This is a genomic window from Chitinimonas sp., from assembly GCF_036568685.1.
In the GTDB taxonomy this organism is placed as follows: domain Bacteria; phylum Pseudomonadota; class Gammaproteobacteria; order Burkholderiales; family Chitinimonadaceae; genus Chitinimonas.
Genome location: NZ_DATCSC010000150.1, coordinates 1 through 25,620, shown reverse-complemented (window position 1 = coordinate 25,620; position 25,620 = coordinate 1). Strand labels below are relative to the sequence as shown.

The 25,620-nt window shown below is 63.1% G+C and carries 24 protein-coding genes; 19 read left to right on the top strand and 5 right to left on the bottom strand.

The genetic code is table 11. The features are described 5' to 3' along the window. The 6 genes from VIM95_RS22240 to VIM95_RS22215 all read left to right on the top strand — a co-directional run. The coding region (locus VIM95_RS22240) for a dihydrofolate reductase family protein (RefSeq protein WP_331990135.1) at nucleotides 1-594 on the top strand (594 nt) is incomplete at its 5' end. A 154-nt stretch (nucleotides 595-748) separates the two neighbouring features. Further along, complete coding sequence (locus VIM95_RS22235; RefSeq protein WP_331990133.1) at nucleotides 749-2,344, top strand: hypothetical protein; 1,596 nt, start codon at nucleotides 749-751, stop codon at nucleotides 2,342-2,344. A gap of 192 nt (nucleotides 2,345-2,536) precedes the next feature. After that, nucleotides 2,537-3,235: an FRG domain-containing protein gene (locus VIM95_RS22230; protein ID WP_331990131.1), complete on the top strand. Its 699-nt coding sequence runs from the start codon at nucleotides 2,537-2,539 to the stop codon at nucleotides 3,233-3,235. 152 nt (nucleotides 3,236-3,387) lie between these two features. Then, nucleotides 3,388-3,663, top strand: coding sequence for a barstar family protein (locus VIM95_RS22225; protein ID WP_331990129.1), 276 nt, complete (start codon nucleotides 3,388-3,390; stop codon nucleotides 3,661-3,663). A gap of 237 nt (nucleotides 3,664-3,900) precedes the next feature. Continuing rightward, complete coding sequence (locus VIM95_RS22220) at nucleotides 3,901-4,506, top strand: hypothetical protein (RefSeq protein WP_331990127.1); 606 nt, start codon at nucleotides 3,901-3,903, stop codon at nucleotides 4,504-4,506. A 93-nt stretch (nucleotides 4,507-4,599) separates the two neighbouring features. Continuing rightward, the gene (locus VIM95_RS22215) at nucleotides 4,600-5,220 is read left to right on the top strand and encodes a DUF6000 family protein (RefSeq protein ID WP_331990125.1); all 621 of its coding nucleotides are present in this window, start codon (nucleotides 4,600-4,602) and stop codon (nucleotides 5,218-5,220) included. Nucleotides 5,221-5,275: 55 nt separating this feature from the next. Here VIM95_RS22215 and VIM95_RS22210 read toward each other — a convergent pair whose 3' ends face one another. Further along, the gene (locus tag VIM95_RS22210; RefSeq protein ID WP_331990123.1) at nucleotides 5,276-6,154 is read right to left on the bottom strand and encodes a LysR family transcriptional regulator; all 879 of its coding nucleotides are present in this window, start codon (nucleotides 6,152-6,154) and stop codon (nucleotides 5,276-5,278) included. A 107-nt stretch (nucleotides 6,155-6,261) separates the two neighbouring features. Between VIM95_RS22210 and VIM95_RS22205 the strand changes: the two genes are divergently transcribed. The 3 genes from VIM95_RS22205 to VIM95_RS22195 all read left to right on the top strand — a co-directional run bounded on the left by VIM95_RS22205 (nucleotide 6,262) and on the right by VIM95_RS22195 (nucleotide 9,081). Further along, nucleotides 6,262-7,194, top strand: coding sequence for an NADP-dependent oxidoreductase (locus VIM95_RS22205; RefSeq protein WP_331990121.1), 933 nt, complete (start codon nucleotides 6,262-6,264; stop codon nucleotides 7,192-7,194). 51 nt (nucleotides 7,195-7,245) lie between these two features. Then, nucleotides 7,246-8,115 (top strand): SDR family oxidoreductase, encoded by an 870-nt coding sequence (locus VIM95_RS22200; RefSeq protein WP_331990119.1) that lies wholly within the window; start codon nucleotides 7,246-7,248, stop codon nucleotides 8,113-8,115. 225 nt (nucleotides 8,116-8,340) lie between these two features. Continuing rightward, on the top strand, nucleotides 8,341-9,081 hold the full coding sequence (locus VIM95_RS22195; protein WP_331990117.1) for a hypothetical protein: 741 nt from the start codon (nucleotides 8,341-8,343) through the stop codon (nucleotides 9,079-9,081). A 66-nt stretch (nucleotides 9,082-9,147) separates the two neighbouring features. On the opposite strand, the gene VIM95_RS22190 is transcribed toward VIM95_RS22195, so the two are convergent. Further along, nucleotides 9,148-10,200: a DUF5694 domain-containing protein gene (locus VIM95_RS22190; RefSeq protein ID WP_331990114.1), complete on the bottom strand. Its 1,053-nt coding sequence runs from the start codon at nucleotides 10,198-10,200 to the stop codon at nucleotides 9,148-9,150. A gap of 174 nt (nucleotides 10,201-10,374) precedes the next feature. Beyond that, nucleotides 10,375-11,331: a hypothetical protein gene (locus tag VIM95_RS22185; RefSeq protein WP_331990112.1), complete on the bottom strand. Its 957-nt coding sequence runs from the start codon at nucleotides 11,329-11,331 to the stop codon at nucleotides 10,375-10,377. Between the two features lie 409 nt (nucleotides 11,332-11,740). Between VIM95_RS22185 and VIM95_RS22180 the strand changes: the two genes are divergently transcribed. Continuing rightward, a complete protein-coding gene (locus tag VIM95_RS22180) occupies nucleotides 11,741-13,741 on the top strand; it encodes a methyl-accepting chemotaxis protein (RefSeq protein ID WP_331990110.1) in 2,001 nt (666 codons plus the stop codon). Nucleotides 13,742-13,883: 142 nt separating this feature from the next. Next, the gene (locus VIM95_RS22175) at nucleotides 13,884-14,510 is read left to right on the top strand and encodes a hypothetical protein (protein ID WP_331990108.1); all 627 of its coding nucleotides are present in this window, start codon (nucleotides 13,884-13,886) and stop codon (nucleotides 14,508-14,510) included. 34 nt (nucleotides 14,511-14,544) lie between these two features. On the opposite strand, the gene VIM95_RS22170 is transcribed toward VIM95_RS22175, so the two are convergent. Then, nucleotides 14,545-17,337 (bottom strand): patatin-like phospholipase family protein, encoded by a 2,793-nt coding sequence (locus tag VIM95_RS22170; RefSeq protein WP_331990106.1) that lies wholly within the window; start codon nucleotides 17,335-17,337, stop codon nucleotides 14,545-14,547. 250 nt (nucleotides 17,338-17,587) lie between these two features. Here VIM95_RS22170 and VIM95_RS22165 point away from each other — a divergent pair, with 250 nt between their 5' ends. Further along, the gene (locus VIM95_RS22165; protein ID WP_331990104.1) at nucleotides 17,588-18,253 is read left to right on the top strand and encodes a hypothetical protein; all 666 of its coding nucleotides are present in this window, start codon (nucleotides 17,588-17,590) and stop codon (nucleotides 18,251-18,253) included. Continuing rightward, nucleotides 18,250-19,137: a hypothetical protein gene (locus tag VIM95_RS22160; RefSeq protein ID WP_331990102.1), complete on the top strand. Its 888-nt coding sequence runs from the start codon at nucleotides 18,250-18,252 to the stop codon at nucleotides 19,135-19,137. Before VIM95_RS22165 ends, VIM95_RS22160 begins: the two co-directional genes overlap by 4 nt. Before the next feature lie 17 nt (nucleotides 19,138-19,154). Here VIM95_RS22160 and VIM95_RS22155 read toward each other — a convergent pair whose 3' ends face one another. Beyond that, on the bottom strand, nucleotides 19,155-19,781 hold the full coding sequence (locus tag VIM95_RS22155) for a TetR/AcrR family transcriptional regulator (protein ID WP_331990100.1): 627 nt from the start codon (nucleotides 19,779-19,781) through the stop codon (nucleotides 19,155-19,157). A gap of 120 nt (nucleotides 19,782-19,901) precedes the next feature. On the opposite strand from VIM95_RS22155, the gene VIM95_RS22150 reads away from it, so the two are divergent. Genes VIM95_RS22150 through VIM95_RS22125 form a run of 6 tightly spaced genes read left to right on the top strand, consistent with a single transcriptional unit; the run spans nucleotide 19,902 to nucleotide 25,516 of the window. Then, nucleotides 19,902-21,200, top strand: coding sequence for an NAD(P)/FAD-dependent oxidoreductase (locus VIM95_RS22150; RefSeq protein WP_331990098.1), 1,299 nt, complete (start codon nucleotides 19,902-19,904; stop codon nucleotides 21,198-21,200). A 1-nt stretch (nucleotide 21,201) separates the two neighbouring features. Then, the gene (locus VIM95_RS22145) at nucleotides 21,202-21,975 is read left to right on the top strand and encodes a DUF1365 domain-containing protein (RefSeq protein ID WP_331990096.1); all 774 of its coding nucleotides are present in this window, start codon (nucleotides 21,202-21,204) and stop codon (nucleotides 21,973-21,975) included. Continuing rightward, nucleotides 21,972-23,195 (top strand): cyclopropane-fatty-acyl-phospholipid synthase family protein, encoded by a 1,224-nt coding sequence (locus VIM95_RS22140; RefSeq protein ID WP_331990094.1) that lies wholly within the window; start codon nucleotides 21,972-21,974, stop codon nucleotides 23,193-23,195. Before VIM95_RS22145 ends, VIM95_RS22140 begins: the two co-directional genes overlap by 4 nt. A gap of 7 nt (nucleotides 23,196-23,202) precedes the next feature. Further along, nucleotides 23,203-23,715 (top strand): chalcone isomerase family protein, encoded by a 513-nt coding sequence (locus VIM95_RS22135; protein ID WP_331990092.1) that lies wholly within the window; start codon nucleotides 23,203-23,205, stop codon nucleotides 23,713-23,715. Beyond that, nucleotides 23,712-24,965, top strand: a complete 1,254-nt coding sequence (locus VIM95_RS22130; RefSeq protein ID WP_331990090.1) for an MFS transporter — start codon at nucleotides 23,712-23,714, stop codon at nucleotides 24,963-24,965. The genes VIM95_RS22135 and VIM95_RS22130 overlap by 4 nt, the downstream gene beginning before the upstream one ends. Further along, a complete protein-coding gene (locus VIM95_RS22125) occupies nucleotides 24,962-25,516 on the top strand; it encodes a DUF3833 domain-containing protein (RefSeq protein ID WP_331990088.1) in 555 nt (184 codons plus the stop codon). Before VIM95_RS22130 ends, VIM95_RS22125 begins: the two co-directional genes overlap by 4 nt. The last annotated feature ends 104 nt before the right edge of the window (nucleotides 25,517-25,620 follow it).

Genomic DNA, 25,620 nt, shown 5'->3' with positions numbered 1-25,620 from the left:
GACCAACGGCTCGACAACCCACTCGGCACGGGCGGGATGGCGCTGCACCAATGGTTGGTGACCACCCGCACCTTCCAGCAGACCCTGTTTGGCAAGGACGAAGGCAGCATCGGCATAGACAACGACTTCGCCGCCCGGGGCTTTGCCAATGTGGGCGCCTGGATACTGGGGCGGAATATGTTCGGCCCCATACGTGGGCCGTGGCCGGACATGGAATGGAAGGGCTGGTGGGGCGATAACCCGCCCTACCATGTGCCGGTCTTTGTTCTCACACACCATGCGCGCGAGCCCCTCGTGATGGAGGGCGGCACGACCTTCCACTTTGTGACCGGTGGCATACACGAGGCACTGGACCGCGCCCGCGAAGCAGCGGCAGGCAAGGATGTGCGCATCGGCGGCGGGCCGGCCACCATACGGCAGTATCTTCAAGCGGGCTTGATCGACGAGCTGCATATCGCCATCTCGCCCGTACTGCTGGGCCGGGGCGAGCCGCTGTATGAGGGGCTGGATCTGCGCGTACTGGGGTATGAGTGTGTGGAATCGGTCGCGTCGGACAAGGCGACGCATGTGGTGCTGCGGCGCAAGGCGGCCTGACGGTTTGCAACAAGCAGTGCGCCTGAAGGTGGCGCCGTGTGGGTGGCCGCTCAGGCTTTGCTATGCTAGCTCCCGCTAGGGCACTTCGCCTTGGCTGGCTGTTGTATCTCATCCTTTTTCTATTTCTTTGCTTCACATAGAGGCTTCCCTATCCATGTCTGCTGCCAGTCTCTCCATCACCGAGCTCAACTACATTGCCGACACCCTGGGTGGCCTGGTCGACGAGTTCTGGGGCCATAGCTCCAGCGATTGGTTTGTGCCAGATACGCCGGAGGACCGGTCCATCATCGCGGCCACCATCGCCTACGATGCCCAATTCCTGGAAGCTGGCGATGAAGCTCCGTTTGAGGACATTATCGAGAGCGGTGGCGAGCTGTTTATCTTTGACTACCAGCTAATGCGCTATCTGGCCCATCGCTGCAAGACGGTGGCACTGGCAAGCCTGGCGGGCGAGCCTGCGCGGTTGGCAGAGACGGAAACCCTACGCATCGTCGAGCTGATGGACATGCTGCAGCTCGACTGGGCCAGGCTGTTTGAGCAGGACTTCGAGGTGGGCTGTGAGGATGACTCTCTGCCGCTGACGGAAGAGAACAAAGCGCTGGTCGCAGAAATTATTCGCTACGCTAACCCCGCTGATCTGCAAGTGCACTTGAACCATGCTGCAGAAGCTTCTGGCGAGACGGTGCGGGTGTTCAGCTTGTGGGCGCTACGCTATCTGGTGCAACGCTGCCAAGCAACAAAGGGCGCAGTGCGCGCCCCGTCTACGGAGGCAATAGCGGCGCTGCATGCCGCCAAGGTAGATAGCGCACCCAAGGTGGCGCCGCTGGGTGTGGCCAAGGGTTGGAATACCGAAAAGAGCCTGGTCAAGAAGTTCAAGGAATGGGACACGTTTGCGGAAGTGCCCGAGACGGCCGACAAGGAGCTTGCTGCCTATGGCAGCGGTGAGAACCCCTTCCAGGACTACTTCGACAAGACCAAGCCGGTTTTGCCGCCCTTTGCAATGAGGGTCGACAATGTGTTCACCGGCATAGGCCAATGGGAGCGCCGCGCGTTTGCCATTGCACTGTATTCCCATGAGCCGGAAGCCAGCTGGATGCCGCACCTGGAAAAGGCCACCGGGTATTGGTACTGGAAGCAACGGATCGACGGTATTTCAAGCACCGCTGGGGTTTGGAAGAGCACGCGCGCGCTCCGCGACTATATGGAGGTCATTGCAGACTGTCTGGTGCTGGGCTGGATCGAAGAGGCCAAATCATTGACGGATTTCGTCTATGAACTCTACCTGCACAACCGGTTTATGGATGTGGCAGGGAAGGGCTACAACGATCCGCTGGCCCATTGGCTGTTGCGCATCTGTTTTGATCACTGGGGCAGACTGTTTTCCTGCTGGGGGAACGCTGCCGTCAATGTCTTCCACCCAGACGAATGCCTGGGCAAGCCCGTCTTGAACGAGCTGGTGGCGAACTGGAAGCAGCCCGATCTCTCTGCCTATGCCGACCATATTCTGTGGCTATGCGACTTCCATACCCATAGCCACCCAGGTGGGCTCAGAAAGGCCACGCGCTACCCCGCCCTTATCTTGGCCTGGTTTCGCCTGCGCGAGTTGCAGGGCCTTTCCAACCCGCAGATCGACCACCCGCTGATGCGGGCCGATTACGTCAAACTGCCAGCCCCCCGACCGTTCTATAGCGACCCACTGCTGACGCAGGTTTTGGCGCGGCTGCGGGTGGATGAGATTGCGGAGCTGTAAAACGTTGGATTGAGGTACTGATAGTTGATTTAGGACTGCTGGATATGAAGCAAAACTCTGTGGGGATTGTGTCCTACGGGCTGCAAGTTACCTCCAACGATATGCGTAGGGAGAATGTCGATGAGTAGTTGGTCCGAGCTCCTTCAGGACATCCAGAGTCACATGCACTCGTTGGGCGAGTCAGGATGTGATATGCCCTTCTTCCGGGGACACAGCGATGGCAGCTGGCCACTCCTTAGTGGACTCGGCCGCCAAGCACCCGACGCATTCAAGAAGCAAGACATCGAGTCCATTCTTTACTATGACTTCTTGTCGCTCGGCGGAGGCCTACTTGGGCGAAGCGCAGACTCTTGGGATGTTTTGTTTGCCATGCAACATCATGGATTGCCCACGCGACTCCTCGACTGGACAACTACGTTCGCTTCGGCGCTGTACTTCGCGCTACGCCCCTATTTGGCTCTTCGTAGCTTTCCCGACATTCCTATTGCTAAGCTTCGCCCATGCGTGTGGATGCTTGATCCCTTTGAACTGAACCGATTGGCGAAGCGTGACCCTGCGGTTGCCAATCCTTATACGGACTTCGAAGGCACTTATCAGGAGGCCTTCATCGAGGGAACAAAGTCTCTTGGTGCACGTGCTGTAGCAATCATTCCACCTCAGCACAGTCCGCGCCAATCGGCGCAGCGAAGTGTTTTTACACTACACGATGATCTCTTTGTCCCACTGGAGAGCTTCAGCGGCGAGTGCCTCCGTAAGTTCGAGCTTCCTCCTGACTCTTTAAGCGACGCAATGTCGTTCCTAACGCTTGCCGGGGTTCATGAATTCTCGATCTTTCCTGACCTTGACGGTTTGGCACGCCATCTGAAGTCGGAGCACGTGTCGTGGATGTAGTGTCGATCACGGCGCATAATCCCCCCAAAAAAAATTGATCGGACGTCACAAAGCAGGCTTTGCCGTCGTCGTGTTGCCGCTCGGGTTTGAACGTTAGTGTCCGATATTCAGCTCAGACAGTGTTTCGACCGTATATCAGCGAGCTAGAACTCATGCACTCCTACACCATTGACTGTGTTCATATCACGGATGAAAGTGCCTTTTGGCAGGCCTACTTAGCCGCAACAAACCCAGAAGGTGCTGGCTATTTCGGGCGCAACCTCGATGCGTTTTGGGATGCGCTTAACGGTGGGCCTGGGTGGCCCGGGGAATGCCAACTCAAATTCGTTAACACAGCCAGCCTCAAAGTACTCAATGAGGGGCGTTTTTACGTAGCGCTTCAAGAGATAGCGCGAGATTCGGAACTTGTCGAAGTACGCCTTGAATAAGGACTAAGTCGGCCCGCAATCGCCTGCCTACCCCGCTAACACCAACGCCCCTCCGGATACCGCCCATTCATAAACTCCACAAAGGCCTTCACCTTGGGGCTGCCTAGGTGGCGGGAGAGGTGGAGGGCCCAGAGTTGACCTCTTTGCCGCCCACTGTCTCCCATTGCACCAGTTCGCCGCGGGCAGGCTGTTCAACACGGGTTATCCGGCCGAATTTAAAGAAGCCAACTTGCTTACATGACCGATCTATCCACCTTCATTGCCGAATACACCGAAGCCGATCATCCCCGCCTCGCCTTTGCCTGGAACGGAAAGCACGCGAGCGAGTTTGTAGATGCCAACCAAGACTTCCGTTGGCAGCTTGTACAAGCGTGCTTGGCTGCGCCTGGCAAGGCTTCCCCACTGCTGCTGCAGCATCTTTTTCTGGAGGATGCATTGTGGTCCAAGGAGGCGTGGGGTTCGCCTTATCACTTCGCAGACTTGGCTGCTGCGCTGCTGACCTCGGGGCGGGAGTCGGTGCTTGTCCCGTTTGCCCAAGGGTTTGTGATGTCGTTTGATACCTTTGGTGCCTGCCACGAGCTGCGGTTGCCACCGGAGCTGGTCGATCAGCTCGCGCTCGCCACCCAAGAGATGCTTGGCAGCACTGCCGCAGATAAAGAGCGCAAGCCGCTGGAGGCTGCTGCCGAGCTATTTCTGAAGCTGCAGCAGGGTTCTGCCACGCAAGGCTGGGTGCAGCTTGCGCCGGGGACGCCTGTCACCAATATTCGCGTTGTCTGGCCTCGCTGGTACCACCGCGTATGGCAGGTTCTCTCTTCGGGCTTCGGCTTGCGTAATTCGAGCTGATGCGCTGCTCAGCGATCAATGCTGCCAAGACCAGCGGGGACTGCCCCCTATGGGCTGTAGCTCCGATCTCGCAGCACCTAATTGAGAGTAAAAATGAACCCGATGCAGCGTCATAGTGCCGGTGCCATAGTTGTACACAACGGCCCGTTCTCCAATCTGGAAGTCCCGGTCAGCGAGTCACCCTTGTCGGCAGAAGCTCGAGATCTATGGGTTCGTCCGCTGTACTTTGGTCTGCACAAGGAAGAGGCGTTTCAGCATCTGGCAGAGCGCCGCTCCGAGATCACTGACGAGCTAATCGCTGATCTACTCGCGCAATTCGATTGGCGGCCAAGAATTGTGGCTGGGTATCTGGTAGCCGTTACCCAACAGCATTCTTTCACGGAACAGATTGGGCGCCTGCTGCTACGCAGCGATGTTTGCTATGCGGGCCGTGGCTATTGCGTGGCCTTGGCATCGCTCAACACCGACGAAGCCTCCAACTATCTAGAGCGTTACCTAGGTTATTACCTGACGCGCCCTGAACTCTACTTTGACCAAGGGGAAGCGCTTGCCGCGCTGCTTTACCTCGATGAGCAAAACAAGACGGAACGAGCTGCTGCTCACGGAGCGGCCTGGGGGAACTTCACAGCTGACAAGCCTCATTGGAACTTGCAGTCCTGTGTTAAGCACTTTGCTGAAACGATGAGCATCATCAGGTTTTTGCAGCGCAAATAAAGGCTGAGAGTGCTGGGCTACGTCAACCATCGCACCGTTACAGGGCATTCCCTTTCTACCCCGCCAACACCAACCCCCCATCCGGATACCGCCCACACATAAACTCCACAAAGGCCTTCACCTTGGGGCTGGCCAGGCGGCGGGAGAGGTGGAGGACCCAGAGTTCGACTTCTTTGCCGCCCACGGCCCCCCATTGCACCAGCTCGCCGCGGGTGAGCTGCTGCCAGACGATGGATTGCGGCACCAGGGCCACGCCGGCTCCGGCGAGGGCGGCGTCGCGCAGCATGAGCATGGAGCCGAGGCGCAGTACCGGGATGGGCTCGATGGTCAGGCTGCCGCCGTCTATGGCCCAGGTTTCGCCCTCGCGGTAGGCGTTGACCACGGCGGGGACGGGGACTGGGGTCTTGCCGGATTTGGGCATGGCGATGCTGGGGGCAGCCACCACTACCAGGCGGTCCTTGGCAAAGCAGCGGCCTACCAGCGTGCTGTCGGGCCGCGGGTTGGGGCGGATGGCGACGTCGAAGTGTTCGTCCACCAGGTTGACCACGCGGTCTTCCGATACCACCTCTATCGTCACTTCGGGGTACAGCGCGCGGAACTCGGCGCAGAGCCGGCCCATGGCCAGCTGTGAGAAGAGGATGGGCGCGGCGATGCGCAGCCGGCCGCTGACCTTGCCGGTGCCTTCGCGCGCGGCCGTGTAGGCATCCACCATCTCATGCATGGGCCCTTCGGTACGTGTCAGTAGCTGCTGGCCGGCCTCGGTCAGTTCCAGCCCCTTGGTGCTGCGCTCGATCAACCGCACGCCCAGCTGTTCTTCCAGCCCGGCCACCCGGCGCGATAGGGTGGCTTTGGACCGCCGGCTGGCACGGCTGGCCTTGCCAAAGCCGCCATGCAGGGCAACGAGGTTGAAGTCGGCCAGGGCGTTCAGGTCCATGGTGTGTTCCAAAATCAAGACGGTATGTCTACATTCTGGTGTCTGTGTTCTTTAGTTGCAACGGCTTATCGTTCGTTCACCTAAACGCAACCCGAAAGGAACACATCATGAAAACGATCCGTGCATTGACCCTGACGAACTACGGCGGTGTAGACGCCACCCGCATCGCCACCGTGGCCGCCCCCATTGCCGGCCCCGGCCAGGTGCTGGTGAGCGTGCGCGCTGCCGGCATCAACGGGCTGGATTGGAAGGTCCGCGAGGGCTACGTCCGCGATGCCTTCCCCATCGCCCTGCCGGCCACCTTGGGCATTGAGCTGGCTGGTGTAGTAGCAGCGGTAGGCGAGGGTGTCAGCCGCTTCAAGGTAGGCGAGCGGGTAATGGGTCCCTTGGGTGGTCTGGGCGCCTATGCCGAGCTGGTGGCGGTGGATGAGGCCAAGCTGACGCACATCCCCGATGCGCTCGACGACCATACCGCCGCTGCCCTGCCTGTGGCGGCGCTGGCGGCCTGGCAGAGCCTGCATCTGGCTGGCCCAGTCCAAAGTGGCCAGCGCGTGCTGGTGCATGGCGCAGGTGGTGGCCTGGGGGCCTTTGCGGTGCAGTTTGCCAAGCAGCAGGGCGTCTATGTGGTGGCCACTGCCGCCGGTAAGGATGTCGCCGCCGTGCGCGACCTGGGGGCCGACGAGGTGATCGATTACCAGACCCAGCGCTTTGAGGCGCAGGTGGCCAATATCGACCTGGTGCTGGACTACGCCGGTGGCGAGGTGCTGGACCGCAGCTGGCAGGTGCTCAGGCCCACGGGCGTGGTGGTGGGCACAACCTCGCCGGACATCCTGGCCCGCACTCCGGCTGGCCGCCGTGGGCTCTGGTTCATTATGAAGCCAGACGCCGCCCAGCTGGCGCATATCGCCCAGCAGGTAGTCGCAGGCAGCTTGCAGGCCCGTGTGGGGGAAGTAGTGCCCTTTGCCGAACTGCCGGCCGCCATCGAGCGCAACCGTGTGGGCCCACGCCGTGGCAAGGCTGTGGTCGATTTCTCTCTCTGATCCATTCGCTATTCAAGCGAACTTTAAATTTTAGGAATAAGGAGTATGACCATGAGCATTCTTGTTACCGGTGCCTCGGGCACCGTCGGTTCCCTCGTCATCCAAGGCCTGGCCCAGCAGGGCGCCAAGGTCAAGGCGCTGGTGCGCCAGCCCGGCAAGGTGGCGCTGCCGCCCGGCGCGAGCGAGGTGGTGGGCGACCTTACCGACCCGGCCTCGGTGCGCGCTGCACTGGCGGGTGTACGCACGTTGTTCCTGCTCAATGCCGTTACGCCAGACGAGGTGACCCAGGCGCTGCTGGCACTGAACGCGGCACGCGATGCCGGTGTGGAGCGCATCGTCTACCTCTCGGTGATCCATGCCGACCAGTACACCGACGTGCCACACTTCACCGGCAAGCACACGGTGGAGCGGATGATTAGCAGCTTGCAGCTGCCGGCCACGGTGCTGCGGCCTGCCTACTTCATGCAGAACGACAAGACGGTGCAGGCGGTGATCGAGGGCTATGGCGTCTACCCCATGCCGATTGGGGCGACCGGCGTGGCCATGGTGGATACGCGCGACATTGCCGATGTGGTGGTGGCCGAGCTGTTGCGCCGCGACCGCGCCCCTGGCCCGCTGCCGCAACTTACACTGGACGTGGTAGGGCCGGAGCTGCTGACCGGCGCCACGGCGGCTGCCACCTGGGGCGCTGCGCTGGGCCGCGATATCCACTACGGCGGGGATGATCTGCCGGCCTTTGAAGCCCAGCTGGCACAGGCCATGCCAAGCTGGATGGCCTACGACATGCGCTTGATGATGGGGCGCATCCAGCAACTGGGCATGAAGCCGGCCCAAGGTGCGGTGCAGCAGCTGGAGCTGCTGCTGGGCCGGCCGCTGCGGCGCTACGCGGCACTGGTGCAGGAGCTGCTGGCCACGGCGTGAGGTCGTAAACGGGGATACCACCCCGGTCTGGCTGGTACGGCAGGCCCCGCGTTGCGGGGCCTTTTACTTCCTGCACGGCTCGCCCACATGAGTCTGTGCGGCCTATGCAACGCCCGGCCTGCTGCCACCCCGCATCACCCCTGCCGCCGGGGCTGGCCGCTCTATACTCTGTGCCACGCGGCCTTACTCCCATGTGGGCGGCGATAAAAACAAAGGAGATAGACGATGTGGGTAGCGCGTTTTGCCCTGCTGGCAACCGGTGCGCTGGCGCTGCAGGTACTGGCCGAAGAGGCCCCCGCCGATAGCCCGGCGACGCCGATCGAGGTACTGGCCGCCAAGAAGCTGGCCGTGAACTACAGCGGCGGCTTCTACCGCTATGCCAAGCTGGTACAGACCGAGAGCCGCGGCAGCTTGCAGTACGCCTTTGCCATCTACCGCCGCGATGGCCAGCCCTCGCCCATGCGGCTTTTGGTGAGCGATGGTGAGCGCGAGGTGGAAGCCCCGCGCCGCTTGGGCAGCCTCTACACCATTCCGGTGGACGACGAGATTGCCAAGGCCGGCGGCGTGCTGCTGTTCGACCGCAAATCCACCGAGATCGCCCTGGGGACCGGCACCTTTGCGCCGGCCGGTGATATCGCCACGCTGACCTATGGCCAGGTGAAGCAGAGCATTGCGGACTACCAGAAGGTGCGCAGCGCGCTGAGCTTCAAGGAGCGGCTGCTGACTGCCTCCACCCCGGATTACCTGATCTGCTCTACCAGCGACGTGGCAGGGGTGAAGATCGAGGCCGAGGGCAAGGAGGTTGCCACGGTCCCGTTCAAGGCGGCGGCCGAGCGGCTGCAGCGCATGGTGCGCCTGCCGGGACTGCGCTGCGCGGAGGTACCGACCGACGAAGGCTACCCGGATCTGGCGCGGGTGGTGGCACCGGCACAATCGACCGCCTTGCTGCAGATGTACCGCTTCTGAGTCCCGCGGGGCGCGCGTAGGTGCGCCGCCCCGTGCCCAGCACTCCGGGGCCAAGCCCTTAGCGGTCTACTTGAGCAGGGCGACGACGTCGACGATGTCCACGCCCTGCATCTGCCCCAGCCAGCTATCAAACCAGGGTTTGTGCGATACCCCGACGATGGTCAGCACACGTGCGCCGGGCCGCTCGCGGAAGGTCTCGCGGATATTGGCCACCATGCGCAGGTTGCGCGTCTCCCAGCCGCCTACCCACATCTGCGTATAGCGCTCTGGCGATTGCGCGCGCATGGTCGAGACCACATTGGCCTCGGCATGGATGCGCAGGCTTTCCGGGCTGTTGACCATACGGTACAGGGGCAGCAGGTCGGGGGCCGCAGCCAGGGCGTCGAGCTGTTGATTGAGCGGCTTCAATTCGCCGTTGCCGGACGCCCAGGCCGCCTTGAGCGCCTGGCCCAGGGCGTCGATGTCGGCCACGTCGAGGTTGTCGCCGGTATGGTTATCGACGGCATAGACCCGCTGCAGCCCCAAATGCGCCGCCAAGCGGGCGGCGATCTGGTTGCTTTCGTTCTTGCGGTGGGTGAGCTTTTCCAGGTCGGCCACCAGCGCGGCATCCAGGCCATCGCCGGCGTGGCGCTCGGCCGGCGGCAGCTGTAGCCACTGCACATTGGCCGAGTTGGCCTCGTTGGCCGCCATGAACAGGGCGGCCAGGTGGCGCCGCTGCGCGGGCGAGGCTTGCGCAGGCCAGGCTTTGAGGGTCTTGCTGATCTCTGCCAGCGCGGCAGGCACGTCCAGGCCGGTGGCAGCCTGGGCCGCAGCGGTGGAAGGGCAATAGTCCGCGCCATACTTGGCCGGGTGACGGGCCGCGAGGTCGCACTCCTCGCCGTTTTTTGCCTCGATGGTGATGATGTCGGGCTGGAATGCCGCCAGCTTATCCAGCAGGGGGTCGAGCGAGGCCGGGTTAAAGCTGTCTGGCAGGCTGCGCAAATGCACCGTGCCGAGCACCGCGATCTGCGCGCGCGTGCCGCTCATCTCGCGGTCCAAGCCTTTCAGGCTGACCTCGGCGTGCGCTGCGTAAGGCAATAGGGCCATGCACCCGCAAACCAGACTGGTCCAGGTCTTCATACGTCACCTCCTTGTATTGGAAGCGAAAAGATAGAAGACGGCGCAAGCAAGGTAAGCAGCCACCAGACAGAATGCCGCTTGGAACGACCAGAATGCCGATAGCGCGGAGGCGTTGCCACCCTCCGCCCTCAGGGCAGCTGGCCCCGTGGGCGATGTCTAGGCTGCGGCGTAGGGTCAATGTACTGGGGGTTCCGCTGGAGCGGGGTGGGCTGCATGGGGGCAAGGAGGAGGGGCTTTGGGCGCAGACTTGCCCAGTATGTAGCCGGATAGCCCGCCCAGGAGGGCAGAGAGTTCGTTGGCGCCCAATATCTCGAGTATGCCGAACAGGATGACGGCAATGACGATGGAGAACAGCGTGATGAACTGAATGCCGGCATCCCCGGCGAAGATGCTTTTCTTTACCTCATCGTTACCCTGGACGATCTTGAAGAATTGCAGCACCAGGTAGAAGACGATGACGGCGAATATCAGGCTGACGACGGTACGGTAAATATATTGCTCGGAGCCGACATTCAAGGCGTGAGCTATTCTTTCATCCATTTCGTACAGTTCTTCTTGTTTTTTACTCATTGCGTCCCGTTTTTCTTTTAGGCTGTCTTTTGCTCGTTGAAGGGTTTTTTGATTGTTTGCAATCTCGTTGCGGCGCCGTTCGTTAGTGGACTTGTATTCTCTTAAGGCCTCAATGGGGGTGTCTTCATAGGCACTTCCTAGTAGGAATTTGGACTTTGATTTGGCGGTTGCGGTCGAATTTTTTGGCGCGTTCTTGCCACTGTTCCTTCCCTTTTGCTCAGGTGTTTTTGCAGAATCTTCCGGCTCGGGCTGTCCTTCTTTTTCGGCGATGGCGGCATTTATTTCCGCATATCTATAACTCAGTTTCGATAACTCTCCCTCTGCATCGTCTACGAGTGGCGTCAGCTGATTAATCAGGTTTTCGAGTTGACGGGAATCTTCTTCCAGGCGAGTAATCTCATTGCTGAGTAAACGGCGTTTCTTCTTCAGCTCCGGGAAGTCTTCTTGTTTCCCGAACATTTTTTGCATATATGATGGTGAGTCTGCTGTGTCGGCAGCCCGTGTTGCAGATGAGAATGCAAGGCATGCGAAAAACATGGCAAACGCTGCCAATGACTTCATGATTCCTCCTGGTACTATTTAATTTATATAACTGCAAGTTATCTCAGTGATCTGGCGCTTTTATATGCGCCGGATAAAACAGTTATTCATAGGTGAAAGCCTGCTGTGATTCAAGCCGGCCACCAGGCCGGGCTAAGGGTGGCCGCGGCGACGGGGAGTAGGGAGGTGTTGCGCGCGCGTCGGCGATGGTTTGGCCGGGAACGCTCACCACGTGGCTGGGCATGGCTTCTGCGCCGATGGGTATTTTTACCGCCCGTACCGCTGCTCGGTCCCGCTTGTGTACTTTGTCGCGAATGCTGTATAGCTAGAAGGGTATGGAGGAACCGCAGCCACGCGCTGTGGGGGCTCAAGTCGCCATCGAGCGACCCTTGTTTGGCCGCCATGACGCGGCAATAAGCAGGTGACCTCCATGTTCCCCCGCCTCTCTCTGCAAGTCCGCCTTACCCTCACCGCGCTTGCCTGTGCCTTCCTGGGCCTGGCTGTCTCCGGCGCCATTGTTGCCGTGCAGAGCCGCAATAGCGTGCGCGATGCCGCGCTATCGGACGCGCGCCACCTGGTAGCGAGCGAAGCTGCCAAGCTTGAGGGCACGCTCAACGCCACCTACGAGACGGTGCACAGCCTGGGCCACACCCTGGTGGGCATGCGCAGCTCGGCCCAGCCGCCCACCCGCGAGCAGATCGACGCCATGATGGCGAACTTGCTCAAGGCCAACCCCGACGTGCTGGCCTACAGCAATATGTGGGAGCCCAACGCGCTGGACGGGCGCGATGCCGAGTTCGTGGACAAGAAGCCCAGCCACGACCACACCGGCCGCTTTCTCCCGTACTGGAACCGCGGCAGCGGCCAGGTGGCGGTGGAGCCCCTGGCGGGCTACGACAAGGCCGGCGAGAACGACTGGTACGTGATCCCGCAGAAGACGCTCAAGGATGCGCTGATCGAGCCCTACCTCTACAAGGTCATGGGCAAGGACGTGCTGATGACCTCCCTGATGGCGCCCATGCTGATCGACGGCAAGTTCGTGGCCGTGGTGGGGGCGGACTTCCCGCTGCAGGGACTGCAGACCTCGCTGGCCAAGGTGAAGCCCTTTGGTGTGGGCGGGGTGGACCTGATCTCCAACGGTGGGCTCTACGCGACGAACGCCGATGCCGCCAAGCTGGCCAAGCCGGCCGACGACCTGCCCAAGGATGCGCTGGCGGCGGTAAAGGCCGGCCAGCCCTATGAGTACATTGCAAATGGCCAGGCGCATGTGTTTGCGCCGCTCACGGTGGGGAACGGCGGTACGCCGTGGTCCTTGCATGCCAGCTTCCCGCTCGCGGCGGTGATGGGCCCGGCCAATGCCATCGTGACCACCAGCGCGGTGGTGGGCATCTTGTGCCTGCTGGGTACCGGCATGGTGCTGTACCTGGCGGTGCGCGGCGCCTTGCTGCCGCTGCAGCGGCTCAATGGGGCCATGGCCGACCTCGCCACCGGCCAGGGCGACCTGACCCGCCGCCTCAAGATAGAGCGGCAGGATGAGGTGGGGCAGATCTCGGGCGCCTTCAACGCCTTTGTCGAGCGCATCCAGTCGCTGGTGGTGGATATCAAGCAGCAGAGCGGCGCGCTGGACCAGACCAGCGATACCCTGGGCGGCATTACCGGTGACATTGCCGAGCGCTCACGCCGGCAGAGCGATGCTTCGGCCTCCACCGCGGCGTCGGTCGAGCAGATGACCGTCAGCATCACCCATGTGGCCGACCATGGCCGCGACGCGGACCAGGCGTCGCACGCCACCGACGAGCTGACGCGCAGCGCCGCCAGCCGCATCCAGCAGACCGCCAAGGAGATTGCCGCCATCGAGGGCACCATGCAGGAGGTGCGCGCGGGGGTGGAGCAGCTCGATGGCCGCGCCCGCCAGATCAACGATATTGCGGCGGTGATCCGCGATATTGCCGGCCAGACCAACCTCCTGGCGCTCAACGCCGCCATCGAAGCCGCCCGCGCCGGTGAACAGGGGCGGGGCTTTGCGGTGGTGGCGGACGAAGTGCGCAAGCTGGCCGAGCGCACCGCCCAGGCCACGGTGGAGATCGGCGACATGCTGGGGGTGATCCAGCAGGACAGCAGCCAGGCGGTGGCGCGGGTAGAGGCGGTCACCCAGAAAGTGGGGCAGGGCGTGGCGCTATCGCGCGAGGCGGCCGAGGCGATTGCCTCCATTCACAGCAAGGTGGGACAACTGACCAACCAGGTCAGCGAGATTGCGCTGGCGACCTCGGAACAATCGAGCGCGAGCACGCAAATTGCCCAGCATGTGGAGCTGATCAGCGATATGGCACGCGATAACGACAGCTCGATACAGAGTGCCCGCAATGCGGTACTGCGGCTGCAGGAGCAGGCGCATGTGCTGGCGGAGCAAGTAGGACGGTTCAAGGTTTGAGAGCCCGGAAGCCTCGCAACGTCGTAGCCGCAAGGCGTGGGCCGCATCCGTAAGGCGCCGCTGCTACCGACGGTGTCGTTCGGGCAAGCGGCTTATGGGTTCTCCAGGAAGCACATGGCAGTCGCTGGTGAAGGAAACCATCATGGAACAACTGGTCGATGTACAAATGCTGGGTGCGCCGCTGGATGAGGTGCGCTCCGGCGTGCGCAATGTGCACGGCAAGCTGCAGGCCTGCCGGGTTGAGATGGTAACGGTCGCCTTGGCCATGACCAGCCTTACCGCCGAGCTGCAGCACATCTGCGAGGTGTGCCTGGTGCCTACCTTGCTTGCCGACAACGGCAACTTTCTGGAAAGCCACTTGGCGCTATCTTCGCTGCAGCAGGTGGAGCGCAAGCTGGGTGGCCTCCTGCCCTGGTTCGACACGGCCCGCGCGACCAATACCTTCCTGATGGAATCCATCTCGGCCATTCAGACCGGCTATGAGGCGATTACCGGCTTCTGGCCGGTGGTGGCCGAGCAGTTTCCGGCTGAACTGGTCGGCAGCTACACGGAGATCGCCCAGGAATGCCAGGGCGTGCTCGAGGATACCCGGCCCCTGTTGGCGCAGCTGCTGGCGCAGCGGCGGGACCTGGAACTGCTGGCCGCCCTGGTAGGCGTGCTGCGGACGGCGCTGGAAGGCGTGCGCGCCGGCACCCTGCCCAAGGCGACGGTGATCAATATGCTGGCGATGGCCAGCTGGCCGGAGCCGACGAAGGCGAAGGCTGCCTAGGCCGGCCGGAGGAGCCCTGCCCGCCGGCTGCCAGCTAGGGCAAGGCGTTGAAGGCGATGGTGCCCAGCTCCGCGCGGAGATCCATCAAGACTTGCAGCGATTGCGCCGGGCTGCCCGTGGCGACGCCGGGAAGCCTGCTCAGGCTATCGCCCAGCGTCTGGCCCATTTTGCGGTAGCTCTCCCATTGCTCTTCAGAGAAGAACTGGTCGGCCGTGGGTTCCTGCGGGAAGGCCGCGTGGGTGGCAGCGTATTGCCGCACGTCGAGCGGTAGCGCGCTGATAAGGCGAGGCTTGAAGAGCAGGATGGCCGTGCCGGCTTTGATGAACTCAGCTTGCTGTGCAGCTAGGTCTTCTTGCCGGTACGCCCACAAGACGCGCATGCAGGCAGCATCGGCAAACTGGCCTTTGCCCGTGTTGGTGGCGATGACGGTATCGGTCAGGACCGACGTCATGGGGGATGCTCTGAGTTGCACCGGCGTGAGTTCGACGAATTCACAGCCGAAGTCGATGCGGGTCAATCGCATGGCGTTGGCCAGGTCATCAGAGGCGTAATCGGGGTCGGCACCGTTGTCGCTGGCGATCACGAGGCCTACCTTGCGGCGCAGCAGTTCGTACAGGCCGGTGTTCTCGAAGTGCCCGCCATCGGAGAGGTACCAGTAGCGTGCATAGCGTCCGCTGTAGCGGGCCAGTAGCTCGGCGAAGAGATAGGCCTGTGTCTCGAATATCCGTGCGACCTTACTCAGCAACTTGTCCAGGCCGTCTTTACCGGCGCGGCGGGCCAGGCTGCCCGCGCTCCACCAGTGGCCCAGGCGCACATTGGCCAGCCCCAGCGCCAGTGATTTGCCCAGCGAGGTCTGCCGGCCCACGCCGGTGCTGAAGGCCGCGCCAGAGATGCTGATCCATTGCCCCACCGACAGGCTCTCTACCTGGCTGCGGGCAAAGGCATAACGGTAACGCGAGCCCGCCGAGGCGTTCAGGGTATGTGGCAGCAAGGCACGCTCAAAGAAGCGGCCATCAATACTGTAGCGAGTGGGAGTGATCGACATGGGACGGCCGTGGCGGTCGCGTTGTACCAAGGGGTCGGTCGGCGATACCGTCTCGTTCAGGGTGACGTTGATCAGGTGTAGCGGGGCGTAGTTGTCTGGCCGGTAGTAACGTTCCAGGGTCAGGTCGTCGGCCGGGTGCAGGTCGCTGATACGGGTCCAGCGCTGATCTTTGTCGACTGTACGCAAGGCATTGGTGGCGCCAAGATAGGCGCGCGTCAGCCGGGAAGAATAGAGCGACTGCAAGGTCGACATATTGAGGAACTGAAAGCTCTTGGCCACGGCAAGGCCGATCGCCAGCATAAAGCCGGCTATGGTCAGTGCGGGGCCGACCACCTTGTCCGGCTCGCACAGCTGGAAGATGGGGACGCCGTTGATCACGGCGCTGGCATGCCAGACCGCGATGAACCAGATCATGGCAACGATGGTGAGCAGGCCCAGCCCGGCGATCAGGGCGATCAGGTCCAGGGGCATGCGCTTCAGGATATCGCTCTTGGCGAACTTGCCCGCGGATTCGGCCCATTTGCGTATCGATAAGATCGCCGTCGCCGCAGCGGTGGGCGGTAGGCCGAACCTTATCCAATCACTTTGTTCAAGGTTCGTAACCCAGAAGGACAGGGCAACGATGGCCGCCGCCAAGGCGAAGATGATCGCCGTCTTGAGGGCCGTCGCCAGCCACTTGGTCAGTACCACCCGTGTGGATTGCATCTGGCCCTGGGGGCTTAGTGCCGCGGTGGCATTTTTGTCGCCGGGTAGATAGCGCCCGGCAGCGACAGCGAGCGCTGCCGTGGTTTGCATGGCGATGGCCAGGACGAGCAGCAGTGCCAGGCCGGTGAGGATTTCGGCCAGCAAACCAGAGCGGAAGGCGGTCAGATGCAGGCCATCCACGAGCTGCTGAAGCGGAGGCCAGAGTGGCTCGGGCCAGGCCAGACCCGCAAACAGCATCGCGGCCACAAGTACCACTCCGCTGGTCCGGGTGAACCACCAGCTTGCATAGGGGGTGGTGCGTTTGGGCATCTCACAGGTAAAGCAGGCAAAACCGACCGGTAGAACCCAGACCAGCAACACAGCCAGGGCCAAGGTAGCCAGCCCCATGCCGGCGTAGAGCGGCTCTCGGTCGCCGCCCGAGCTGGCAAAGATGAGCCTGAGCTTTGCATCAGCCGCGATGATGGGCCCCGCAACCAGCAAAATGGCCATGCCAAGCACAATGTGCAGGGCCAACCAGTTGCGAAACTGCATAGCCACCGCGTAGACGAAGTCACCGGCGCCGGTGGGGGCGAGATAGCGCCCGCTGCTGCGTAGCCACCAGAGCGCTGACCCATCATGCTGCCCCTGTTGTCCTACCTGGTTGTGCTCTTGGGGCTTGGAATAGCTGCCACGCAAGACCTCGTAGGCCTGTTCGGGATTGCTCGGTCCGGCTGGTTTGGGCTGATTGGCCTGTGGGCAGGCGGGGTTTGCTGCTGGACAGGGCAAGTTGTTGGGTTTGTCGCGGGCAAACAGGCTCATGAAAAAAGCGCCGATATAGCCCCCGCCAGAGACCGTGGAGAGATAGTCCACAGTCTCCAATAGTCTATGCCGCGCCAAGCTCTGCAAGATGCCCAAGGAAACGGTGGCGCTGCGTATGCCACCACCAGAGAGGGCCAGTCCAACGGTTTTCGATGGGTCATTGACGTCTTGAGGAAGCGAGAGGGCACCGCGACGGGCTGTTATGCGCGCCCGCTCGTCGCGACCGGGTTCCGCCTCCCAGGACCATTCATCACCATCCGCACCATTCTGTTGCGCCATGGCCGGTTCCTCCTTTTATATTATCTTGCTTGATAGCACAGCGCGGCCGCGTGGCAAGACGAGCTGCCTTGGTCGATACTGGCTATTGGAAAAGAGCCGACGCCTGGCGGTAAGTCACAGGCCCACGGGGAACCAGCCAGTGGGGTGGAAGCGGATGTTGACCAAGCCTTTCGGGCGATGCGTGCCTTGGCTGATGACCTGGAGCCTGGCCTTGGCTGCCTGCTTCGCTTCGGCCGCTGAGGTGCCTGAGATGCCGGCTACACGGACGATCATTCCGCTGCCGCGCGCCGATGCTCACCCGCTGAGTGAGGTGGAGGCCATTCTGACCGTGCTGTCGTCATCGGCTTGGCACCTGCTGGTCACGGTGGTGGTGCTGGCGGTGCTGTTGGCGCTGCTGCTGGAGGCTGTGGCGGATTGGGGACTGCGGGCACAGGCTCACGGCAAGGCGATCCAGAGCGCGCTCGGCGATTCCGTTGATCTTGGGAGCTTGGGCCTGACCCGGGCCGTGTTGAGCCTGCCCTCCGACGAGCTTGCAGCGCAGCTCGCTGCGCTGGCTGGCTTATCTGCACCGCCAGGTTCGGATGGCGTGAGCATCAGGAGCTTGCTGCTCGAGCGTGGACCGCAGGAGGAGGGGCCGGCCGTGGCGAGTACGGCGCTAGAGTGGGAAGCGCAGCAGATCGAGCGCCAGCTGGACCGTTTGCAGGCAGCTTTGCGTGAAAGCTATCGTCGCCAGGAGATGGCGCTGGCACTGGCGCTGGGTGGCATGCTTGCCGGGCTATGGATATGGGCCATCGACCCCAGCTCATTGGCGGGCACGCTGAGCCTGTTGGTGCTGGCCGTCCTCATACCGCTCGCTGCGGCCCTGCTGGCACCCATGCTGCGCGAACTGCTGCGTAATGCCATGCGCAGGGTATGAGCACGCACCCGCTTCCGCAGACACGGATCTATTGCACCTTGCGCTGGGGCGGTCTGGCTCAGCCGCCCTATGTGTTGGCCAACCCCGGCCCGCTCAAGGCCCTACGGCAGCGCGTGATCCTGTTGATGCCTGGCTACAACGTGTCCGATGCCAAGGCACACCGGGAGCTAAGGCATTTCGAGGATCACCTGCGCAGGGTAGCGTCTCAGTTATCGCCACACGTGGGCTGGTTGCTGTGGCCCGGCGATTGGTCGGTTCCCTTGCTACGGGGCGCTGCCTACCCCTTCAAATTGGCGCGCACGGCCGCGATCGGCGAGGCGGTTGCTGCCTTTGTGGCGGAGAATTTTCGGGGGGTGGATGCACGGACCATCGAGGTGGTGCTGGTGGCCCATTCCTTGGGCTGCAAGGTGGCGCTGGAAGCGGCCGAGGGTTTGCGGCAAGCCCTGCCCTGGATGAACCCGAGCCAGCTGAAACTGTTTTTGATGGGCGCCGCCGTAGCGAGCGAAGAGGTGGCGAGCGGTGGCCGGCTGTACCAGGCCGCACGCTACTCCGATGCGCGCGGAGTGCTGCATTCCAGTTCGGACTGGATATTGCAGACCGCCTTCCGTGCCGGCCAGGCGGTTACGCCCAGGCAACCCTGGCGCAGCGCGGCGGTGGGCGTGCGGGGAGAGCCCGCCGGCACCTGGACCTATAGCGAGCCGATGGCGGGCTACGGGCATGGCGCCTATTGGAACAGCCGGGCCTGCGCCGAGCACTTTGCCCGCTTTATGGGCCAGCCAGTGTCCACGCCACTTGCCAGCCGCCCGGCAGCCATGCGGCCCATGCTTCCGGCGCGGTTGGGGCTGGCGCGGCAGTTGGCTTTGCGGCGCCTGGGCCGTCGTTGAGCGGCACGGGGCGGTCTTCAGCTCGCCGTTGCGCCACCGGGCTGCACGCCCTCAAAAAACACCGCCAGCATATGCGCCACGATGGCGTCGTCATCGAGCTTGGCGTAGAGCCGCAGGTATTCCACCGCCGGGTCGCAGGTGCGGGCGTAGTAGGTGAACAGGATCACGTCGTCCGGCAGGTCTCGGCGCAGCAGGCCCTGCTTCTTGGCATCCTGCACCGCGCTCTTGAGCGTGCTGTTCAGCTTCACCACCTTGGTCACATAGCGCAGGCTGCGGGTCAGCATCTCGCGCACCTGCGGGCTGGTGGAGGGCAGGAAGGGCAGGCCGCCCGCCAGCCGCACCCGCATGGCCCATTCCAGCAGCGCACGCAGCTTGCCCACCGGTCCGCCGGTATCGGGCAGCTGTTCCCAAAAAGCCTGCGCACCGGTCAAGAGGCGGATCATCGCCTCGGTCACCAGGTCTTCCTTGGATTTGAAGTGCTTGTAGAGGCTGGGCTTGGAGATGCCCACCTCCAGCGCCACGTCGTCCATGGTCATCAGATCGAAGCCCTTGCTCGCCAGGATGCGCGCGGTCGCATCAAGAATGGCGTCCTCCCGCAGTTTGAAGGCCTGATCCTTGAAGCTGAGTTTGCCGAGAATACTCATTGGTAATTTTGTTTACTGTGTGGTAGCGTTATTGCCATATTGGTACTGATCTTACACCCGGCGTGTTGATCGTGCAGATGTTTAAACGGTATTCCGTCTCGAATCTGATCTGGAAAAAGCATGGGCACTCAGCCAGGTTTTGCGCTTCAAGCGGGTAGCCGCGTCGCCGTGATCGGCGCAGGGATTTCGGGCCTGGCCAGCGCCTATTTCCTGTCGCGCCGCCATGCCGTGACCCTGTTCGAGGCGGCCGGCTACCTGGGTGGGCATACCAACAGCGTAGAGCTGACGCTCGATAGGGTGAAGCACCCGGTGGATACCGGCTTTCTGGTCTTCAACGACCGCACCTACCCCAACCTGATCGCGCTGTTTGATGAGCTGGGTGTGCAGTCACACAAGAGCGACATGTCGTTTTCGGTCTCCATGGACCAGGGCAGGCTGGAGTGGGCTGGGACGGACCTCAACGCCGTGTTTGCGCAGCGCCGCAATCTGTTCTCTCCGCGCTTTCTGGGCATGCTGGCCGATATCCTGCGCTTCAACCGTTCGTCTGATGCTTATCTGGCTGCGGCACGGCAGAGCGGCGAGACCTTGGGCGCGCTACTGGCACGTGAAGGCTACCGCGAGCGCTTCACGCATCACTATCTGTTGCCCATGGCGGCAGCGATCTGGTCCAGCCCTGCGGACGATGTATTGGCCTTCCCGGCCGCCACCTTTCTGCAGTTCTGCCAGAACCACGGCCTGCTGCAGATTGCCGACCGGCCGCAGTGGCGGACGGTGCAGGGAGGCGGCAAGGCCTATGTGGCGCAGATCGCGCGGCATCTGACCAATATCCGTTTGAACTGCCCTGTGCGCGGCGTACAGCGGGACGAAGCGGGCGTGAGCTTGCTGCTCGATACCGGCGAGGAACGTTTTGATGCGGTGGTGTTGGCCACCCACGCGCCCGACAGCCTGACCCTGCTCCGGGATGCCGACAAGGTGGAGCATGCCCTGCTTGGTGCGGTGCGCTACCAGGACAATGTGGCCTATCTGCACAGCGACCCGGCCCTGCTGCCGCGCCGGCACAGTGTCTGGTCGGCCTGGAACTACCTGGGCCAGACGCTGGATAGCGGTGAACGCCCGGTGTGCGTGAGCTATCTGATCAACCGCCTGCAGCCCCTGCCATTTACCCAGCCGGTGGTGGTCACACTCAATCCATTCAAACCGCCGGCAGCGGCGCTGACCCACGGTCGCTATGAATACGCCCACCCGCTGCTCGACGGACCTGCCATCGAGGCACAGCGGCAGTTGCCTGCCCTGCAAGGTTATCGGCGCACCTGGCACGCAGGCGCCTGGACGGGCTACGGCTTTCATGAAGACGGCCTGAAGTCTGCACTGCGGGTCGTGGCCGACTTCGGCCTGCTGCCCGATTGGGCGAGGCTCTGAGATGGACTGCGCGCACTTCTTCGTTGGCCAGGTCATGCATGAGCGCTTGCGGCCCATCCGCCATCGTTTTGTCTACCCGGTGTTCTTTCTGCGCTGCGATGTGGACAGGCTGTCGTCGCTCAAGCGTTGGTGGTTTGGCGTGGACCGCCCGCACCTGCTGAGCTTGCGCAGCCGCGACTATGGCGAGGGTCAGCCCGGCCCCTGGATGCGCGGCATCCTGGCGGAGGCCGGCCTGCCTTGCGATGGCGAGATCTGGCTGCAGACCTTTCCCCGCGTGCTGGGCTATGTCTTCAACCCGGTCAGCTTCTGGTACTGCCACGACAAGCAGGGCCGCCTGATTGCGCTGCTGGCCGATGTACGCAACACCTTTGGCGAGCGGCACCGCTACTTGCTGACGGGGGAAGGCAATGGCGCGATCGAGGCCGGTCAGCGTCTGCGCTGCCGCAAGGTCTTCCACGTCTCGCCCTTCTGCGAAGTGGAAGGTCACTATGAATTCCGTCTGCGCGATACCGACGCTACGGCTTTTGTCGGTATCGACTACCACGACCGCGACGGCCTCTTGCTGCGCACCGCCGTCGGCGGCCGGTGCCAGCCTTTCGATTTCCGGCATGTCTGGTGGGCCGTGCTGCGTCAGCCGCTGCTGACCTTCGGCATCGTCGCCCGCATCCACCTGCAGGCCTTTCATCTTTGGCGTCGCAAGGTCGCGTTTTTCCGCAAACCCTCTCCACCGGCGCACACGCTCAGTCATTCCCGTACTCAAGGAAGCCAACCATGAACCAGCCCGCTACCCTTGCCGCGCAAGCGCCTGCCTGCGGCCGCATCCCGCCCGCCGGGCGGCTGTTCCTCTCGTTGCTGGAGCGCCTGCGTTGCGGTGTGCTGACCGTCCAGTTGCCCAGCGGCGAGACCCTGCGTCTGGGCCGGCACCCGGCCGAGGGTGAGGCCACCCTGCTGCTGCACGACTGGCGCGCCTGCGGTCGCATCATGAAGTCGGGCGATATCGGCTTTGCCGAAGCCTACCGCGATGGTTGGGTGGATTCTCCGGACCTGACGGCTATCATCGCCCTGGCGATCAAGAACGAGGCGGCGCTGACCGCCGCCATCAACGGCAATTGGTTTGGTCGCCTCTGGTATGCGCTGCTGCACCGCCTGCGCCCCAATACCCGCGCCGGCAGCCGCCGTAACATCCATGCGCACTACGATCTGGGTAATCCTTTCTATGCGCTGTGGCTGGACCCGACCTGGACCTACTCCAGTGCGCTGTTCAAGGGGGATTACCGTCTGGACCTGGAGGCGGCCCAGGCCGCCAAATACCAGCGCATCATTGACCAGCTGGGTCTCAAACCCGGCATGCGGGTGCTGGAGATTGGCTGTGGCTGGGGTGGTTTCGCGCTGCATGCCGGCCGTCAGGGCATTGCGGTCAAGGGCGTGACCATTTCGAAGGCACAGTTCGAGGTCGCCCAGGCGCGGGTTCGCGAGGCGGGTCTGGAAGGGCTTGCCGAGCTGGCGCTCTGTGACTATCGAGACCTGGACGGCCAGTACGACGCCGTGGTGTCGATCGAAATGTTCGAGGCGGTGGGCGAGGCCTACTGGGCCGAGTATTTCGAAACGGTCAAACAACGGCTCCGGCCCGGCGGCATGGCGCTGGTGCAGAGCATCACCATTGCCGACAGCCGCTTTGCCAGCTACCGCAGCAGCAGCGACTTTATCCGCGAGTTCATCTTCCCTGGCGGCATGCTGCCCAGTCCCGAGCGATTCGAGCAGGAGGCGGCTGTTGGCGGGCTGCGTACGCTCGATCGCTTTGCCTTCGGGCCGGACTACGCCGAGACCTTGCGTCGCTGGCGTGCTGGCTTTGAAACGCAACTGGATGCGGTACGGGCGCAAGGCTTCGACGAGGGATTTATCCGGCTCTGGCGGCTCTACTACCAGTACTGTGAGGCAGGGTTCGACGCCGGCAGTATCGACGTCTACCAGTTCCAGCTGGTTCGGGGTGTGTGAGGCCATCATGTGGCGCGGCCTGCTCATCACCGTGTTGATGGTCTGTGGCCTGCCCGCGCTGGCCTGGCGGGCCCAGCTGCCAGGCGCGACCCCGGTGGGGCAGGGCGAGTTCCGCAAGTGGGGCTTCCATGTCTACGACGCCACCTTGTGGGCGCCTGGCGGCAGCTTTGACCCGCAAAGGCCATTTGCGCTGGAGCTGCGTTACTTCCGCTCGATCCGCCGTGACCAGTTCGTGAGCCGCAGTCTGGATGAGATCGAAAAGGTCCATCCCGAGCTGCTGACCGACGCGACGCGGGCCGATTGGACGGCTGCGATGCGGCGGGCCTTTGCGGATGTGAAGGAGGGCGACCGCCTGACCGGACTGTTTCTCCCTGGGCGGGGCGCACGCTTCTTTTTAGGTGAACAGCCCACCGCCGATGTGGATGACCCGGTCTTCGCCAAGGCGTTTTTTGACATCTGGCTCAGCCCGGCCACCAGTGCGCCGCGCCTGCGCGAGCAATTGCTGGGAGGCGGGCGATGACGGTCTGGCCCTACGCCCTGCTGGGCCTGCCCCTGACCATGGCGGCGCTGCCCATCTATGTGCTGGCGCCGGACTATTTCGGCCGCGAGCTGGGCCTCGATATTGCCGGCGTGGGCGTGGTGCTGTTTGCCGGTCGTCTGTTCGACGCCGCGCTGGACCCCTGGCTGGGTGGCCGCATGGAGCGCCTGCGTGAACGTGGGTTGCACAAGCAGGGTATGGCCGTGGCCGCTGCCGTGCTGGCACTGGCTTTCTGCGCGCTGTGGCAGCCGCCCTTGCGCTTGGGGGGCAGCGGCATGCTGGCCTGGCTGGCGGGGTGCCTGTTCCTCACCTGCGTGGCCCATAGCACGGTCTACCTCGCCTACCTGAGCTGGGGCTCGCGCATCTCTCCGCTGCCGGCGGTACAGCTACGCGCCAGCGCGGCGCGCGAGGCGGCGGGTGTGGCCGGGGTGCTGTTGGCCAGCCTCTTGCCCACCTGGCTATGGCGGCAGCTAGGTCCGGCACCGGGCATGGCCGCCTTTGGCGGGCTGTTCGTGCTGGGTCTGGCACTGGGGTTGGGAGCGCTGCTGGGTGGTGCCGCCCCCTGGCAAGCGGCGGCGACCAATGCACCGCTGCGCTGGCGTGTGCTGTGGCAGTCGGCGGCCCTGCGTCCGCTCCTGCTGCCTTACTTCTTGAATGCGCTGGCGGTGGCCTTTCCCTCCACCCTGGCGCTCTTTTACATCGCCGACCAGCTGCAAGCCGCGGGCTGGGCGGGTGCCATGCTGGGCATCTACTTTCTCGGCGCGGTGCTGGGCCTGCCACTCTGGCAGCGGCTGGCCCAGCGCATGGGGGTATTGCAGGCCTGGCGCGTTGGCATGCTGCTGGCTGTGGCCTGCTTTGTCTCCACCGTCTTCCTGGGGGCGGGCGATATCGGACCCTATGCGCTGATCTGCCTTACGGCCGGTATGGCGCTGGGGGCCGACCTTTGCCTGCCGCCGGTGCTGGTGGCGCAGTACACCCCGGCCGGCCTGCCGCTCACGGCGGTGTATGGCGTATTCCAGACCCTGGGCAAGCTGGCGCTGGCCACGTCTGGCCTGGCTCTGCCGCTTTTGGCCGCCCTGGGCTACCAGCCGGGCAGGGTGGGGCAGAGTGGGCAGTGGGCGCTGCTGCTGAGCTACGCCCTCTTGCCCTGTCTCTGCAAGCTGGCGGCCTGGCTCACATCGGCCCCGCTGTTGGCGAACGAGGCTGGCACGGTGAAGGAGGTATCGGCATGAACATGCTTGAACGAGCAGGTATGGCGTGGCGTTGGGCGCTGCCCTTGCTGGCCAGCTTACTGCTGCTGGGCTGCGCCAACCCGCGGGTGCAGCAGTACGCCGCTGAGCAGCCCAAGCTGGATATGCGGCAGTACTTTGTCGGCGAGCTGACGGCCTGGGGCATGTTTCAGAAGCGTAGTGGCGAGGTGGTCAAGCGCTTCAAGGTCGATATCCACGGCCGGATGGAAGGGACCGAGCTGGTGCTGGATGAGCACTTTCTGTACAGCGATGGCACTCGCCAGCAGCGGGTATGGCGTTTGAGCGAGGCCTCACCCGGGCAATGGCGCGGTGTGGCGGGCGATGTGGTGGGCGAGGCGCTGGGCGAACAAGCCGGCAATGCGCTGCAGTGGCGCTATACGCTCAAATTGCCGGTCGACGATGCCGTCTACGAAGTGCAGTTCGATGACTGGATGTACCTGATCGACCCCGAGACCATGGTCAACCGTTCCAGCATGCGCAAGTTCGGCGTGGAGCTGGGGCAGGTCACGCTGTTCTTCCGCAAGGTGCGCTGAGATGTGGTTCAAACCGCTCAACCCGCGTCTGCGTGACTGGCGAGGCCGCCGGGTCTGGCTGGTGGGCGCCTCCAGCGGCATCGGCGCCGCCCTGGCGCGGGCGC